Here is a 15,641-nt window from a genome sequence, read left to right as displayed (position 1 = left end):
GGCGGGCCGATCCGGTAGCCGCGGCTGTCCAGCCCGCAGCCCGGGTCGAGCACGACGGCGTCCGGAGGCCGGTCGATGTGGCACCTACTGGGTTTGGGCGTTCAGCTGGGTGATGGGCGGCTCGGCGAAGGGGACGCCGGTGAGCTGGAGGACGTCCAGGCCCTTCAGTATGTCGTTGGAGTAGATGTAGCCGTGGTAGAAGTACGCCGACCAGGAGCCGCCGAACTCGGCGGGGGAGTGGCCGCGCTCGAAGTAGGCGATCTCGCGGGCGTGCTCGGGGTCGGTGAAGTCGATGACCGACACGCCGCCCTCGTACCAGCCCTGCACCATGATGTCGCGGCCGGCCACCGGGATCAGTGAGCCGTTGTGCGCGCTACAGGTCTCCGGCTCCAGCTCGGGACGGGGGATCTTGAAGTAGCCGCGCAGCTTCAGCTTCCCGCCGGAGATGTCGTAGATCCCGTTGCCGCCGTAATCCGGCCCGGTCTTGGGGTCGCAGACGATCGACAGGCCGCCGCCGAACTCGTCGGAGAAGACCACCCTGGTCCCGGCGGCGTTGAAGACGGCCGAGTGCCAGTAGCCGAAGTGCTGGGGATCCTGGATCCGGTCGAGCACCTGGGGATGCTCGGGATCGGCGATGTCGAGCAGGAGCCCGTCACCGATGCAGGCCGCGGCGGCGAGCTTGCGCGCGGTGAAGACCGTGATGTCGTGGCAGCCGCCGTAGCTGAGCCGCTGCAACGGCGTGCCGCCGTCGGGCAGCACGACCGGCTCGCCCACCAGCGCGGCCTTGGCCGGGTCGCGCACCGGGACCTTGACCACGCCTATCTTGCCCTTGTGCGCCTCGCACGCCGGTGTCACGCCCTGGTGGGTGGGCACGGAGGAGACGTACAGGTAGACGGCCTCCGGGGTGGGGCCGGGGACCAGGGTGGCCGTGTGCGAGCCGCACGGGACCGCGACCGCGCCCACGTAGCGCGGGCTGCGCTTGTCGGCCAGGTCGAAGATCCGGATGCCCTCCCAGCCGGCGTCGAGCGCCGCCGAGCTGCGGCAGCTCGGGCCCGTCATCGGCTGGTCGACCGACAGGAAGAGCAGGTCGCCGCTGACCGTCACGTCGTTCTGCGGCCCCGGGCAGTAGACCTGGCTGACGATCGAGGTCCGCTCGGGGTGGCTGATGTCGTAGACGATGAAGCCCTCGAAGTTGCCGGCGATGGCGTAGTTCCCCGTGAAGGCCAGGTCGGAGCCGATGGCGGCGTCGGTGTCGAACGGCGCGCGCCGCGCCACGCCGGCCACGGGCCGCAGGTTGCCGCTGTGCGTGGCTGTTCTGTCGTAGGCGGCGAGGTCTTCCGGCTTGATCGTGGCGTGCGGCTCGCTGGGCGCGGCCGCCACCGCGGCGGTGGTGGCGGGGCTCGAGGGAGGCGGTGCAGGCGGCTGCGCCGTACAAGCGGCCAGAGATAACACGAAAAATCCGGCTAAGACACCCCGTCGCATAGCGGCACCGTTCGTCGTAGATTCTCCCCAGGATGAACCGTAACGCCTGGTTTGCCGCGTTAATAGTCATCGGCGGGTGTACGGCACAGCAGCCCGCGCACGGCGTGGTGCCCACAGGCGGGCCGCCCGTCATCCTTCCCGGCGAGCCGGGCCGCGAGGCCGTCACGGCCACACCCGGACAGACCCTGGCACCGCCGCTCGAACCCGACGCCGCGGACGTGCGCTTCGCCGAGGCCATGGTCGACCACCACCGGCAGGCGCTGGAGATGGCGGCGCTGGTGCCCGGGCACACCGGCACCGAGGCCGTCAGGGCGGTCGCGAGCCGGGTCAGGGCCTCGCAGGAGGCGGAGATCACCTGGCTCACGACGTGGCTGGCCAAGCTGGGCCGCAGCCCCCGCCACGGTCCCGGCCACGACCTGTCGGCGCTGGAGGCGGCCCACGGCGCCGCCTTCGACCGGCTCTTCCTCGAGCAGATGATCAAGCACCACGAGGTCGCCCTCCAGCTGGCGGGCACCGTCCTGCGCCAGGGCCGCGACCCCGGCATCCGCCGCCTGGCCACCGACATCGACCGCTCCCAGTCCGCCGAGATCGACCGCATGCGAACGCTCCTGGGCTGACGGCTCGGGGGCGCTCGGCTTCACCGTGGAGTTCGCGGAAGGGCGTCGCGGGCGCTAGTCCAGGATGCCGGGGCGGAGGTTGCTGCCGGTCAGGATCGCGGCCAGGCGGTGACCCGGCAGGTCGTGCGTGGTGATCGCGGCCAGCCCCGCCGCCCCGGCGGGCTCCACCAGCAGGCCGAGCGTGTCCCTGGCCAGCCGGGCCGCGGCCAGGATCGCCTCGTCGTCCACCAGCACGAAGTCGTCGACCAGGTGCCGCATCCGCTCGACGGACTCCGGCACGGGGTTGTCGATGTTGATGCCCTCGGCCACCGTGTTCTGCCCCCTGCGCACGACGTGACCCGCGCGCCAGCTCTCGGCCAGCGACGGCGCGCCGGCCGCGCACACGCCGACGACGCGCGTGCCGGGCGCGTGCTCCTTGACCCACAGGCCGACGCCGTTGATCAGCGCGCCGTCGCCCACCTGCACGACCACCGTGTCGAAAGGGCCGGACTCGAGCAGCTCCAGGCCGATCGTCCCGGCGCCCTCGGCCACGGCCGCCTCCTTGCCGTCGGCGATGAAGACCCGGTCGGCATGCCTGTCGACGTGCTCGTGGGCGGCCGACAGCGGATCGTCGCCCACCTCGATCACCTCCGCGCCGAAGGCCGCCATCCGCGCCCTCTTGGCCGGGTTGATGTCGGACCGGACGAACACCTCGACGGGGACGCCGTGGGCGCGGCCGGTGTAGGCCATGGCCTGGCCGAAGTTGCCGGAGGACACGCAGACCGTGCGGGTGCCCGGCGTGATGCCGGCCATCAGGAAGTCGGCGCCGCGGCCCTTGAAGGAGCGCAGCGGGTTGGCGGTCTCCACCTTGACCAGGACCTCGCGGCCGAGCCGGGCCGAGAGCTGCTCGTCGACGTACTGCGGCGTGTTCAGGAACACCGGGTCGATCGTCTTGGCCGCCTGCGCGATGCGGCTCACGTCCAGATCCATCTCCATGCGGCGACCATAACCGCGGGGCCGGAGGCGCCGATTGAAACTTTTCCCGCCCCCGCGCAACATTGTTGCGTGACCGACCTGGATCCGATCGACCGCCACCTGCTCGACCTGCTGCAGCGTGACGCCGGCCGTACGCTCAGGCAGCTCGGCGAGGAGGTCGGGCTGTCGCCGAGCGCGGTGCAGCGGCGCATCGGCCGCTATCAGCGGGCGGGCATCGTCGACCGGCAGGTGGCGGTGCTCGCGCCCGACGCGGTCGGCGGGGCGCTGCTCGCGGTGGTGCTCGTGACGCTGGAGCGCGAGTCGAGCGAGCACCACGCGCGCTTCGCCGGGCGCATGCTGGCCACGCCCGAGGTGCAGCAGTGCTACGCGGTGGCGGGGGAGTGGGACTACGTGGTCGTGCTCGCCGCCAGGGACATGCCGCACTGCAGAGAGCTGGGCGAGCACCTGTTCAAGAACGACGACAACATCAGGCGCTACAACACGCTGCCCGTCTTCGACCGCGTCAAGGCCGGCCTGGAGATCCCCGTCAGTCAAGCACGGGGAAGTTCGCCCTGATGACGCCGCGCGGGTCCCTGGCCCGCTTGATGTCGCGCAGCCTGGCCAGGTCCGCGCCGGAGAACGCCGCCGTCGCGCTCTCGCCCGCCGCCAGCAGCGTGTACGGCTTGCGCCCCGTCGTGTACGGCACGAGCCACTCGCGGAACCCGTCGATCCGCTCGGCAGTGCCCGTCGAAGGATGCCCGAACAGGTACAGCCCGTACGGCTCGGCCACCCTGCCCGCCAGCGCCCCGCCGAGGTGGCGGACCTGGACGCTGATCAGCGGGTCGATCGGCGTGCCGAGCAGGATCCCGGCCACCGCGTCGTCCAGCCCCGTCAGCAGCTCCGCCCTGGCCATGCCGGGGCCGGGATCGGTGGGTTCGGCCGAGATCGAGCCCAGGTCGGCGACCGCCAGCGATCCCCGGGAGTCGGAGATCGCTCCGTCGATCTTGTCGAAGGGGCGCAGCAGGGCGCCGGGGTGCTCGCCCAGATAGGTACAGTCGATCGCGACGTAGCCGGGCGCGCCGGGGAACTTCAGCAGGTCGAACCAGACCGTCAGCTCGGCCGGCGCGTCCGCGGTGACCTCGCGGAAGGCCTCGAGCACCTCCGGCGCCCGCTCCACCGGCCACATGATCCGCCCGCCGTACAGGTGCGGAGCGGGGTGCAGGTCGAACTCGACGGCGGTGACCAGCGCGAAGTCGCCACCGCCGCCACGCAGCGCCCAGAACAGGTCGGGGTCGGACTCGGCCGTCACCCTGACCTTCGCGCCGCCGGCGTCGACGGCGTCGAAGGCGCGCACGCTGTCGGCCGCCCAGCCGTACCTGCGGCCGAACCAGCTCAACCCGCCGCCGAGGGTGTAACCGACCACGGGCACGGCGGGCGAGCTGCCCGCCAGCCCGGTCAGCCCGAGCGGGCTCGCCGCGTCGAGCACCTGCTGCCACTTCACGCCCGCGCCCACGCGCGCCACGCCGTCGCGGATCGTCACGCCGCCGAGCCGGTGGGTGCGCAGCAGGATCGCGCCGTCGGTCGCGCCCGAGGCGCCGTGCCCCGAGGCCTGCGCGGTCACCGCGAGCCCGTTCAGCCGGGCGTAGCCGACCGTGGCGGCCACGTCGTCGGCGTCGGCGGCCTCGACCACCGCGCGCACGGGCTGATCCACCGCCAGGTTCCACGGGGTGCGGGCCGCGTCGAAGCCGTCGTCGCCGGGGAGCAGCACCCTGCCGTTGATCATGTTCTTCAGTTCGTTCATGTCCCCTAGCGTGCGTTTTCACCTTTGAGCGGGACTTGGGGTTGACTTGAGGTCGATGGAGATCAGACTGTTCGGGCCGCTTGAGGTCGACGACGCCGACGGCAACCGGCTCGACCTCGGCACGCGCAAGCAGCGCGCGGTCGTCGCGATGCTGGCGCTGTCGCCGGGGCGCGTCGTCCCGCTCGACAGGCTGATCGAGGAGCTGTGGGCGGGCGAGGCGCCCGCCAAGGCGACCGCGACCCTGCAGGCCTACATTTCCCACCTGCGGCGGGTGCTCGAGCCGGGACGCAGACCGCGCACGCCGCCCAAGGTGCTGCTCACCCGCGAGCCCGGCTACCTGCTCGACGTCACGCCGGGGCAGGTGGACCTGGCGCGCTTCGCCGCCTGGGCCGAGGACGGGCGTCGGCTGCTGCGCGGCGAGCGGCCGGCCGACGCCGTCCAGCGGCTGGAGCAGGCCCTGGAGCTGTGGCGCGGCGAGCCGCTTGCCGAGTTCCCCGATCTCGCGCCCGACTGGCCGGGCGAGGTTCGGCTGGGCGCGCTGGAGGACCTGCTCGCGGCCCGGATCGCGCTCGGGCGGGCCAGCGTCCCCGAGGCGGAGTCGCTGGTGTCCGCCAATCCCTACAGGGAGCGGGCGTGGGGGCTGCTGGTGCGCGCCCTCTACCAGGCAGGACGGCAGGCCGACGCGCTGTCGGCGCTGCGCGAGGTGCGGGCGCTGCTGTCGGACGAGCTCGGGATCGAGCCGGGGCCCGAGCTCAAACGCCTGGAACAGGCCGTCTTCGACCAGTCTCCCGAGCTGGACGCGTCCGACCCGGCCCCCGTCCGCCTCGCCGAGCCCGCCCCCGCGCCGTCGAGCCGGGCGCTCGTGGCCAGGGAAGAGCAGGTGCGGCTGGTCGAGGAGCGGCTGGCCGCCGCCAGGGCGGGCAGGGGCGGGCTGCTGCTGGTCACCGGCGAGGCCGGCATCGGCAAGACGAGCCTGGCCCGCGCCGCCGCCGACGAGGCTTCCGCGCGCGGCTTCCGGGTGGCCTGGGGCCGCTGCCTGGAGGACGGCACGGCGCCCGCGTTCTGGCCGTGGATCAAGGCCGGGCTCATCCCCGCCGAGGTGCCGGGCGAGCTGTTCGACCTCTACGACCAGGTGGTGGCCGAGCTGCGCCGCGGCCCGCTGCTGCTCGTCCTGGACGACCTGCACTGGGCCGACGCCTCCTCGCTGAAGCTGCTCGAGTACGTGGCGGGCGAGCTCGCCCGCACCCCCGCGCTGGTGGTGGCCACGCTCAGGCCCGAGACGCCGCCCGGCGCCCTGTCCAGGGAGGCCGTGCGCCTGCCGCTCCCGCCGTTCGGCCAGGCCGAGATCGGCGACTACCTGCGCCGCCACGCCGTCGACGCCGACCCGGGCGAGCTGCTCGAACGCTCGGGCGGCAACCCGTTCTACCTCACCGAGCTGCTCCGCCTGCCCGCCGCCGAACGGCACCTGGTCCCGCCCGGCGCCCGCGACGTCATCGACTGGCGGGTCGCCAGGCTGCCCGACGCGACGGCCGCCGCGCTGCGCGCCGCCGCCGTCGCCGGGCGCGAGTTCCGGCTCGACCTGCTGGCCGCCATGCTGGAGGTGCCCTTCGAGGAGGCGCTGTCGCGCCTCGAGCCCGCGCTCGCCGCCGGGCTGCTGGCCGAGGGCGCCGACTTCCGCTTCTCCCACGCCCTGGTACGGCAGGCTCTCGACACCGGGCTCGGCCGGCTCGAGCGGGCCCGGCTGCACCTGCGGGCCGGCGAATACCTGGAGAGCCTGCCCGGCTCCGACCCCGCGGCGCTGGCCGGGCACTTCGCGGCCGCCTCCGTGGCGGGCGGCGGGCCCAGGGCGGTGCGGTACGCCGGTCTGGCGGCCGAGGAGGCGGGGCGGCGCCACGGCTACGCCGAGGCGGTGGCGCTGTGGGAGCTGGCGCTGGCGAACCTGCCGCCTGGCGACTCGGCCGGGCGCAGCCGCCTGCTCACGGCGCTGGCCCAGGCCCGCCGTACCGTGGGAGACGCCGAGGGCGCGGCGCGGGCCGCCGCCGAGGCCCTGGCCATGGCGCAGCGGGTGGACGACAGGGACGCGCAGGTCGCCGCCGCGTCGGCCACCGGCGGCCTGTCGGTGTGGATGTGGCGCCCCTACGGCACGGTCGACGAGGCGATGGTCGCCACCCTGGAATCCCTGCTCACCGGCACCGGCGAGGCGGAGCGGGCGACGCTGCTCGGGACGCTCGGGGTCGAGCTGCACTACGGGCCGCGGCGCGCCGAGGGGGAGCGGCACGCGATGGAGGCCGTGGCGATCGCGCGCCGGCTCGGCCGGCCCGAGCTGCTGGCCAGGACACTGAGCAACTACCTGCTGGCCAGCTTCGTGCCCGGCAGGAACACCGAGCGCAGGCGCGCGGCCGAGGAGATGGCGACGATCCCCGGGCTGGCCAGGGAGGCGCGGCTGGTGGCCGCGGTGACGCGGATGTCGTGCCTGCTGCGGGCGGGCGAGCTGGCGGAGTGGGAGCGCGAGCTGGCCGCGTGCGACCGGCTGCTGGCCGAGGTCCGCAGGCCCGAGCTGGAGGCGATGGTCAGGGTCTGCGAGTGCGCCAGGCACACCCTGCGCGCCGAGTGGGATCAGGCGGAGGCGCTGCTGGCCCGCTTCCCTTCGCTGACGTTCGGCTCGACGCTGTGGGGCTCGCAGGCGCGGCGGCTCGGCCTCGTCTACACCTGCCGCCGCGGACAGGGCCGGGTGGGGGAGATCCTCGACGAGCTGGTCGCCGCGGCCGACCGGCCGGGCCCGAGCCCGCTGCGGCCGATGGCGATCCTGGCCGCGCTGGACACCGGCGACGAGGCGCTGGCCGGGCGGCTGCTCGGCCGCTGGGGTGCCGAGCTGCGCGAGGACTGGACGGCCGACTTCGTCTGGCCGGTGTGGGGCCTGATCGCCGCCCGGCTCGGCACCCCCGACCCGGCCGCCCTGTACGACCGGCTGCTGCCCATCGCCGATCAGCTCATGGTCCTCGGCGTCGGCAGCACCGCGTGGGGCTCGGTCCACGACGTGCTCGCCCGCCTGGCCACCCGCCTCGACCGCCCCGGCGCGGCGGCACGCCACGCCGCCCGAGCCGTGGAAACCCACCGCGCCCTCGGCCTCACCTACTGGGAGGCTTGAGCGCGGAAGATCGTCAGACCCGGCGCGTATCTTGGCGGTATGCCTGACATCGAGGTCGCAGGGCGCGAAGTGCGCATCACCAACCCCGACAAGGTCGTCTTTCCCGCCACGGGACACACCAAGCTCGACCTGATCCGCTTCTACCAGGCTGTCGGGGAGGGGGCCCTGCGCGGCGTGTCGGGGCGGCCGATGATCCTCAAGCGGTACGTGCACGGCATCGACCAGGAGGCCTTCTTCCAGAAGCGGGCGCCCGCCAAGCGGCCCGACTGGATCGAGGTGGCCGAGCTGCGCTACCGCTCGGGGCTCGGCGCGGAGGAGGTCGTGGTCACCGACCTGGCCCAGCTGCTGTGGGTGATCAACCTGGGCTGCGTCGACCTCAACCCGCACCCGGTGCGCGCCACCGACCTGGCGCACCCCGACGAGCTGCGCATCGACCTCGACCCGGTGCCCGGCGTCGACTGGGCCGACGTGCTGCGCACCGCGCAGGTGGCCAGAGAGGTGCTGGCCGACCATGGGCTGACCGCCTGGCCGAAGACGTCGGGCTCGCGCGGTTTCCACGTCTACGCCAGGATCGAGCCGCGCTGGCCGTTCGCCCAGGTGCGCAAGGCGGCCGAGACCGTGGCGCGCGAGGTCGAGCGGCGCGCCCCGGAGATCGCGACCAGCCGCTGGTGGAAGGAGGAGCGGCACGGGGTTTTCGTCGACTTCAACCAGAACGCCTACGACCGCACCGTGGCCTCGGCCTACTCCGTCCGCGCCGTCCAGGACGCCCGCGTGTCCACCCCGCTGACCTGGGACGAGGTGCCCGGCTGCGACCCGGCCCGCTTCACCGTCGACACCGTGCCCAAGCGCCTGGCCGAGATCGGCGACCCGTGGGAGGACATGGACCTCTACCCCGGCTCCCTCGACGGGCTGCTGCGGCTGGCCGAGGAGCTCGGGCCCGCGCCCAAGCCGCCCAAGGGCGAGGGCCGCCGCCAGCAGACCATGCCGGTCATCGAGATCGCCAAGGCCCAGCACAAGCACGAGGCCATGGAGGGCTTCGAACGCTGGAAGGCCCGCCACCCCGGCGTCGCCGCCCGACTCGAGCCCGCGGACGTGTTGGTCGACGGCATGCGGGGAAGATCGAGCGTGTGGTACCGCATCAGGGTCAACCTGCAGCACGTGCCCGAGGAGGAGCGGCCGCCGCAGGAGCCGCTCGAGGTCGACTGGGACCCCTGGAGCGGCGCGGCCGAGTGATCGACCACACCGCGCACTTCCGCCGCGAGGTCCTGGCGTTCGAGCGCGCCGTGCGGCCGGTCGGGGAGGCGCCCGCGGTGCCCTCGTGTCCCGGCTGGACCGTCACCGACCTGATCATGCACCTGGGATGGGTACACCGCTACGTCGCCAGGATCGTCGAGGAACGGCTGGCCGGACCACCCGGCACGGCGGAGCGCGACTTCCTCGGCCTGCCCGCCGAGAGCGCGGCGTGGCCGGATCCGATGAAGGCGCCCAACCCGGGACCGGTGCCGGAGGGGCTGGTGAGCTGGTTCGCCGACGGGGCGGAGAGGCTGGCCTCGCTGCTCGACGTGGACGCCCGGGTGTGGACGTGGTCACGCGAGCAGAGCGTCGGCTTCTGGGCGAGGATGCAGACCATCGAGGCGGCGTTGCACCGCTGGGACGCTCAGCTCGCCACCGGCGTCCCCGAGCCCGTGGACGCCGAGCTGGCCGCCGACGCGGTGGCGCAGACGTTCGAGGTGATGGCCCCGGCCCGCCGGAGCTGGAAGCAGGCGCCGCCCGGAGAGGGGGAGCGGTACCTGTTCCGGCGGACCGACGGGCCGGACGCGTGGACGGTCACCTTCGACGGCGACGAGATCACGATGAATACCGAAAAATCGGCCGATGTCGAGGTGAGTGGGTCGGCGTCGGATCTGATGCTGTTCCTGTGGCAGCGGATCCCCGCCGACCGGCTCACGATCAACGGTGATGAAACGCGGATCGAGCGTTACTTCGAGCTCGTGCCGCCGGTCTGAACCGTCACGTAGGTCTTGCGCATCGGCGTGTGCACCTCCCAGGTACCGCGCCATCCGTCGGGCAGCACCACGGTCGAGCCCGGCCCGAGCTCCACGACCTGCCCGTCCTCGCCGGTCAGCGTGGCGGTGCCGGACAGGATCTGGCAGATCTCGTGGAAGCCGTCGCGCACGGTGGTGAAGCGGCCGGCGTCGCACTCCCAGATGCCGGCTTCGGCGCCGCCGTCGGTCCACAGCTCCAGCGTCGCCTCCCGCTGCCCGGTCAGGCTGGTGGGCTTGGGCTGCGCGGGGGGCAGTTCGGCGGCAAGCGCGTTCGGCAGATACGTCATGGCAGTCCTCCTAGCGGCCGCTGATCAGGTTGCCCAGCCGGGCGTAGAGCGAGGTGTTCGTGCCGCGGTCGTTCTCGTGCCGGTCGGCCGCCCTGAACAGGGCGTAGATGACCTGCACCCCGGCCCAGCGCAGCGGCTCGGGCTCCCACTGGCGGACCTGGCGGCCCACCCACGGCAGCGCCGTCAGCTCGGTGTCGCGCCGCAGCACCAGGTCGCGCAGCGTACGGCCGGCCAGGTTCGTGGTCGTGACACCGCTGCCGACATACCCGCCGGCCCAGCCGAGGCCGGTGGCGTGGTCGAGGTGGACGGTCGAGCACCAGTCGCGCGGCACGCCCAGCACCCCGCACCAGGAGTGCTGGATGCGCGCGTCGGCCGTGGCGGGGAACAGCTTGACCAGCATCCGCCACAGCAGCGCCACGGTGTAGGCCTGGGTGGCGCCCCGCACGTCGGTACGCGAGCCGTACCGGTAGGGCACGCCGCGCCCGCCGATGGCGATCCTGTCGTCGGCGGTGCGCTGGGCGTAGATGTAGGCGTGCGCCTGGTCGCCCAGCAGCTCGCGGCCCTCCCAGCCGATGTGCTTCCACACGTCGGCGGGCAGCGGCTCGGTCACGATCATCGAGCTGTTCATCGGCAGCCACTGCCGGTGCTGGCCCTCGATCGAGGCGGTGAACCCCTCGGTGGCCCGGATGACGTAGTCGGCCGAGACCACGCCGTGCGAGGTCACCGCGGAGGCCTTGCCGCCGGCCACGCGCGGCCGGATCTCGGTCACGGTGGTGCCCTCGAAGATGTCCACGCCCAGCTCGGCCACGACGCGGGCCAGGCCGACGGCCAGCTTGGCCGGCTGGATGCGGGCGCAGTGCGGGGAGTAGGCGGCCTCAAGCGTGCCGGCCACCTGGATCCGCTCGCGCTGCTCGTCGCGGCCCATCAGCCTGAGGTCCTGCTCGCCGTACCCCCAGGTGCGCAGCTCCTTCAGTTCCTCGCGCAGGCGGCGCCGCTGTGCCGGGTTGGTGGCGACGTGCACCAGGCCGCCCTTGTGGATGTCGGCGTCGATGCCCTCCTCGCGGGTCACGTCGATGACCTCGTCGACCGCGCGGAACATGGCGTGCTGCAGGTCGATCATCGCCTGCTTGCCGCGCGCCTTGGCGTGCCGCTTGCGCGAGCCGGCGAACTCCGCCGACAGCCACCCGCCGTTGCGCCCGGAGGCGCCGAACCCGGCGAACTCCTTCTCCAGGATCGCGATGCGCAGGTCGGGCTGCGCCTTCTTCAGGTAGTACGCGGTCCACAGCCCGGTGTAGCCGCCGCCGACGATCGCCACGTCGTACTCGCGGGAGCCGGGCAGCGCCGCACGGCGGTCCGGCACACCGATCTGCCGGTACCAGAACGAGACACCGCCGTTGGCGAAGTCTCCTGTCAGCGGAATGCCCTTCACGTTGTTACATCCTCCACATCGGGCGAATCAGGTAGAAGTACGGCGTCGGCGAAGCGCCACGTCAGCGTCACCTCGTCGCCTGGCCGGGCTTCGCTGAGGCTACCGACCTGCTCCCGCACCAGCGCGGGCGACCCGTCGGCGAGCCTCAACTCCAGTTTGCGACTGCTGACCAGGTAGATCTCGCCGGTGACGGTCGCGGGCAGCGCCCGGGCAGGTGGGTCAGGCGGGCGTGGGCGGGGCGATGATCCAGAGGACCTCGGCGGTCTCCTCGCCGTCGTTGACGACGCGGTGGGGGACCGAGGTGCGGTATTCCACGCTGTCGCCCGGCGTGAGGACGTGCGGGGCGTCGGAGAGCCAGAGGGTGACCTGGCCGCGCACGACGAGGAAGATCTCCTGCGAGTCGCCATGGGTGTACGGCTCGGCGCCGGTGGACGCGCCGGGGTCGAACTCCCCGGCGTAGACCTCCAGATCCTGCAGCGGCCGCTGGGAGATGAGGAACTTGCGGGTTCCCGGCGCCGTGTGCAGTTCAGGCCGTTCCGAGCGCTTGACGACCCGGTGGCCGACCTCGTCCTCCTCGTTGAACAGGTCCGCCACCGTGAGGCCGAGCGCTCCGGCGATCCGCCGGAGCATTCCGATGCTGGCGCTGGTCTGCCCGCGCTCCAACTGGCTGATGAAACTGGGGCTGGCCTTGGCCTCTCCGGCGAGACCGCGCACGGTCATGCGCCGCATCGTCCGGTAGGCGCGGATGCGCGCTCCCAGGCGTGCGGTCTCGGATTCAGTCATCGAACCTCTCGGATGGCTGTACTGAACAAGTTGTTAAGTGGCAATGGATGGACCGTACATAGACCTGAGAAAGGCCAGCAAGGGGCGCAGGGTAACGAAAGCGCAAACAGTCGCTCACGGGCCGCACGGAAGATCGGTCACGTCAGTGCGGCGCAGGCCGCGCGGGACCCGGTCGAGGTAGTGGACGCGGGCCCTGGTGTAGAGGGTCAGGTTCTGGCCGCAGAAGCGCTGCCCGTCGAGGGTGACCTCTACCGGATAGCTCACGAACCTGCCGTCGGCGCAGTCGGGGTCGCAGGTGTTCACCCTCGCCACGCCCGCGGCCCTGGCCGTCGGGCCGCCCCACGCCGACCAGGTCAGCCTCTCCAGCACGTAGTTGGCGTCCGCGCAGGTCAGGACGATGCTGGCCGGGCGTTCGACGGTCGAGACACAGTTCACCAAGCCCGCCTGGCGGACCACGGTGGTGCCGCTCGACAGGACCGCGCCCGTGCGCGGGTCCACCGACAGCTCCTCGTCCCCGCGCGTCACCGTGACCCTTCCTGGCGTGCGCTCGGTGACGGTGATGCCGGGCTGCGCGGCGATCACCCGGTACAGGGCCGCCCGCAGGTCCCCGGGCAGCGCCGGGGCCACCAGCAGCCTCCTCGCGGCGTCGAACCGGTCGCGGCCCAGGCGCGCCTGCAGGAGTCCCGGGTCCCTGGGCAGGGCGAGCATCGCCTGGTAGTCCAGTTGGGTGTCGCCCACCTGGTAGACGGCCGGACCCTCGGTGGCGCCGGGCACGCTCACGCCGGGCAGCCGCGGCCCGCCCTTCTCCCGCCAGGCCCTCTCCTGTCCCTGGTCGTCGAACCGGGGCGCGCCCATGGTGGTCTTGACCCTGGCCACCCCGTCGGGGGACACCCATGTCTCCACGGTCCGCTCGACCGTGTACCGGTAGCCTCCGGCGTCGTAGGCGGTCGTCTCGGTTGTCCGCTGGTAGGCCTGCCGTTCGTCGGGGATCCGCTGGTACGTCGTCTCGGCCGACGTCACGGCCCGGGCGGCGTTCTCCATCACCTCGGCCGCCGCAGGCCGCGGGTCCCGCCACGACCCCACGACCGCGCCCACGGCGATCACCGCCACCAGCGCGGCGGCCGCGGCGGCCAGGACCCACGCCCGGCGCCTTGCGCCCCGGGCCGGGGTGGACAGGATGCCTTCGGTGATCGCGGCCTGGCGCTCCTCGGAGAGCGAGGGGCGCGGAGCGGGGTTGGCGGCGCGCAGGGCGTCCAGGGTCTCGTGCTCGTTCATCGCGTGACCTCCTCGAGCGCCTGGGCCAGCCGCCTGCGCGCCCGGTGCAGCCGCAACCGCGCCCCCGCGGCGGTGCCGCCGACCACCTGGGCGATCTGCGCCGCCGAGAGGTCCTCCCACGCGTGCAGCATGAGGACCTCCCGGTCGCGCTCTGCCAGCAGCCGCAGCGCCGCGATCACCTCGCCGTCCCGCGCGGGCGCCGGGTCGTGACGGTCGGGTACGGCGTGCGCCACGACCCGTTCCCGCAGCGCCTCCCGCCGGACCGCGCTCCTGCGCTGGTTGTTGAGCACGTTGCGTGCCACGCCGATCAGCCACGGCAGCGGATCGTCGGCCGGGACCGCGTCGAGCCTGCGCCAGACCACCAGGAACGTCTCCGACAGCGCGTCCTCCGCGTCGTGCTCGTCGGCCCGCCGCAGCAGGTAGCCGAGCACGGCCCGGTGGTGGTCGGCGAACACGCGAGTGAACCGCTCACGCGCCCGATCGGCCACGGGACCGCTACCGCCTCTCGTATACCTTGCCGTTGACGATGATCTTGGTGAAGCGCTTGCCGTCGCCGCGCAGCGTCACCTTGACCCGGTGGGTCTCATAGTGTCCCGCGGCGCAGTTCGGGTCGCAGGTGTTGACGCTCTCCACGCCGGTCGCGTGGGCCGTCCGCCTGCCCCACGAGGTCCACTTCAGCTTGTGCACGACGTCGCCCCCGTCCGCGCAGGCCAGGATGATCGCCTTGGGCTTCACCTGTGGCTTGCCCACGCAGTCGGCCAGCGTCGGGCGCGTGGCGGCGCTCGCGGCGGGGGACAGCATTCCGGCGGCCAGGACGGCTCCGGCGAGCACGCTGATCAATCGCATCTACAGCTCCTCATCGGTCGGTTCACCTCAGAGCTGTCCGGCTCGGCGCCGGGCGTTTCACCCCTCGCCCAGATTTCTCGATCGGGCGCGCGAGGACATGGCCGCCCGCCACGACGGCGAAGTAGGGCGGGCGGCCGCCACACGAGAAATGGATCCCGTATGACCAACAGTATATAACGGACAGCGCTTGTTCGCCTACATAGGGTTACCGACGGCTTTCGCGATCCCCGCGGCCGCATGCAGCAGCGGGTCCACCAGCCGGGGCAACTCCCTGGCCCGCCGGGACGCCAGGACGATGCCGAGGGCCGCCACCGGGCGCCCGTCCACCAGCACCGGCGCGGCGGCCGAGCAGGAGCCGAGGGTCATCTCCTCATACGTCAGCGCGTACCCCTGGGCCCGGACCGTGGCCAGCTCGCGGGCCAGCCGCCCCGGCTCGGTGATCGTGTGCGAGGTCGGCCGCTCCAGGCTGCGCCGCAGGTAGGCCTCCACGAACCAGTCCGGCTCGAAGGCCAGCAGCGCCTTGCCGACCCCCGTCGGGTGCATCGGCAGCCGGCTGCCCACCCGCGACACGATGGGCACGGCCCGCCTGCCGTACACCTTGTCGACGTAGAGCACCTCCAGGCCGTCGCGGACGGCCAGATGCACGTTCTCGCCCGTGCCGGCGAACAGGTCCTGCAGCCAGGGATGGGCCACGTCCTGCAGCCGGCTGGGGGCGAGCTGGCCCAGCTCCCACAGCCGCAACCCGATGCGCAGCCGGCCGTCGGGCGCGCGGCTGAGCGCATGTCCCTCCTCCAGCTCGGCCGCCAGCCGGTGCACCGTGCTCAGCGCCAGGCCGCTGCGCCTGGCCAGGTCGGACAGGCTCAGCAGCGGATGCTCGGCGTCGAACGCGCCGAGGATGGCCAGGACGCGCGAGGTCACCGTCCTGCCCGGTTCACGGGATCCGCCTGCCATGGGGCAATTCTTCCACTGAGCGG

General features: G+C 73.0%; 15 protein-coding genes and 1 pseudogene. 5 read left to right on the top strand and 11 right to left on the bottom strand.

Features of this window, described 5'->3' with window-relative positions; genetic code table 11:
* Positions 1-84: 84 nt before the first annotated feature.
* Complete coding sequence (locus tag KIK09_RS14570; RefSeq protein WP_308164093.1) at positions 85-1,380, bottom strand: LVIVD repeat-containing protein; 1,296 nt, start codon at positions 1,378-1,380, stop codon at positions 85-87.
* A 134-nt stretch (positions 1,381-1,514) separates the two neighbouring features.
* Here KIK09_RS14570 and KIK09_RS14565 point away from each other — a divergent pair, with 134 nt between their 5' ends.
* A complete protein-coding gene (locus KIK09_RS14565) occupies positions 1,515-2,099 on the top strand; it encodes a DUF305 domain-containing protein (RefSeq protein ID WP_214319733.1) in 585 nt (194 codons plus the stop codon).
* A 54-nt stretch (positions 2,100-2,153) separates the two neighbouring features.
* Here the strand turns inward: KIK09_RS14565 and KIK09_RS14560 are convergent, their stop codons facing one another.
* Positions 2,154-3,074, bottom strand: coding sequence for a threonine ammonia-lyase (locus KIK09_RS14560; RefSeq protein WP_250573183.1), 921 nt, complete (start codon positions 3,072-3,074; stop codon positions 2,154-2,156).
* 69 nt (positions 3,075-3,143) lie between these two features.
* Between KIK09_RS14560 and KIK09_RS14555 the strand changes: the two genes are divergently transcribed.
* Complete coding sequence (locus KIK09_RS14555; protein ID WP_214319732.1) at positions 3,144-3,629, top strand: Lrp/AsnC family transcriptional regulator; 486 nt, start codon at positions 3,144-3,146, stop codon at positions 3,627-3,629.
* On the opposite strand, the gene KIK09_RS14550 is transcribed toward KIK09_RS14555, so the two are convergent.
* A complete protein-coding gene (locus KIK09_RS14550) occupies positions 3,601-4,854 on the bottom strand; it encodes an FAD-binding oxidoreductase (protein WP_214319731.1) in 1,254 nt (417 codons plus the stop codon). The two genes, KIK09_RS14555 and KIK09_RS14550, sit on opposite strands and share 29 nt — an antisense overlap.
* 55 nt (positions 4,855-4,909) lie before the next feature.
* On the opposite strand from KIK09_RS14550, the gene KIK09_RS14545 reads away from it, so the two are divergent.
* The 3 genes from KIK09_RS14545 to KIK09_RS14535 are packed head-to-tail and all read left to right on the top strand — an operon-like array spanning position 4,910 to position 10,008.
* Positions 4,910-8,002, top strand: coding sequence for an ATP-binding protein (locus KIK09_RS14545; RefSeq protein ID WP_214319730.1), 3,093 nt, complete (start codon positions 4,910-4,912; stop codon positions 8,000-8,002).
* A gap of 39 nt (positions 8,003-8,041) precedes the next feature.
* Positions 8,042-9,235, top strand: a complete 1,194-nt coding sequence (gene ligD, locus KIK09_RS14540; protein WP_214319729.1) for a non-homologous end-joining DNA ligase — start codon at positions 8,042-8,044, stop codon at positions 9,233-9,235.
* A complete protein-coding gene (locus KIK09_RS14535; protein ID WP_214319728.1) occupies positions 9,232-10,008 on the top strand; it encodes a maleylpyruvate isomerase family mycothiol-dependent enzyme in 777 nt (258 codons plus the stop codon). Before ligD ends, KIK09_RS14535 begins: the two co-directional genes overlap by 4 nt.
* Here KIK09_RS14535 and KIK09_RS14530 read toward each other — a convergent pair.
* The 8 genes and pseudogenes from KIK09_RS14530 to KIK09_RS14500 form a co-directional block, all read right to left on the bottom strand.
* Positions 9,981-10,334, bottom strand: a complete 354-nt coding sequence (locus KIK09_RS14530; protein ID WP_214319727.1) for a cupin domain-containing protein — start codon at positions 10,332-10,334, stop codon at positions 9,981-9,983. The two genes, KIK09_RS14535 and KIK09_RS14530, sit on opposite strands and share 28 nt — an antisense overlap.
* A gap of 10 nt (positions 10,335-10,344) precedes the next feature.
* Positions 10,345-11,763, bottom strand: a complete 1,419-nt coding sequence (locus KIK09_RS14525; protein ID WP_214319726.1) for an NAD(P)/FAD-dependent oxidoreductase — start codon at positions 11,761-11,763, stop codon at positions 10,345-10,347.
* A pseudogene (locus tag KIK09_RS60595) lies at positions 11,760-11,969 on the bottom strand (TOBE domain-containing protein); the annotation flags it as partial. The gene KIK09_RS14525 and the pseudogene KIK09_RS60595, both read right to left, overlap by 4 nt.
* Positions 11,970-11,982: 13 nt before the next feature.
* Positions 11,983-12,546: a helix-turn-helix domain-containing protein gene (locus KIK09_RS14520; protein WP_214319725.1), complete on the bottom strand. Its 564-nt coding sequence runs from the start codon at positions 12,544-12,546 to the stop codon at positions 11,983-11,985.
* Between the two features lie 114 nt (positions 12,547-12,660).
* Positions 12,661-13,821, bottom strand: a complete 1,161-nt coding sequence (locus KIK09_RS14515; RefSeq protein WP_214319724.1) for a hypothetical protein — start codon at positions 13,819-13,821, stop codon at positions 12,661-12,663.
* Positions 13,818-14,309: an RNA polymerase sigma factor gene (locus KIK09_RS14510; protein ID WP_214319723.1), complete on the bottom strand. Its 492-nt coding sequence runs from the start codon at positions 14,307-14,309 to the stop codon at positions 13,818-13,820. The genes KIK09_RS14515 and KIK09_RS14510 overlap by 4 nt, the downstream gene beginning before the upstream one ends.
* A gap of 7 nt (positions 14,310-14,316) precedes the next feature.
* Positions 14,317-14,667, bottom strand: coding sequence for a hypothetical protein (locus KIK09_RS14505; RefSeq protein WP_214319722.1), 351 nt, complete (start codon positions 14,665-14,667; stop codon positions 14,317-14,319).
* Positions 14,668-14,862: 195 nt separating this feature from the next.
* Complete coding sequence (locus KIK09_RS14500; protein WP_214319721.1) at positions 14,863-15,618, bottom strand: IclR family transcriptional regulator; 756 nt, start codon at positions 15,616-15,618, stop codon at positions 14,863-14,865.
* Positions 15,619-15,641: the final 23 nt, after the last annotated feature.

Source organism: Nonomuraea sediminis (assembly GCF_018531495.1).
Classification (GTDB): domain Bacteria; phylum Actinomycetota; class Actinomycetes; order Streptosporangiales; family Streptosporangiaceae; genus Nonomuraea; species Nonomuraea sediminis.
Note: the sequence above shows the minus strand (reverse complement) of the source record. Positions and strands in the feature narration are given on the sequence as shown.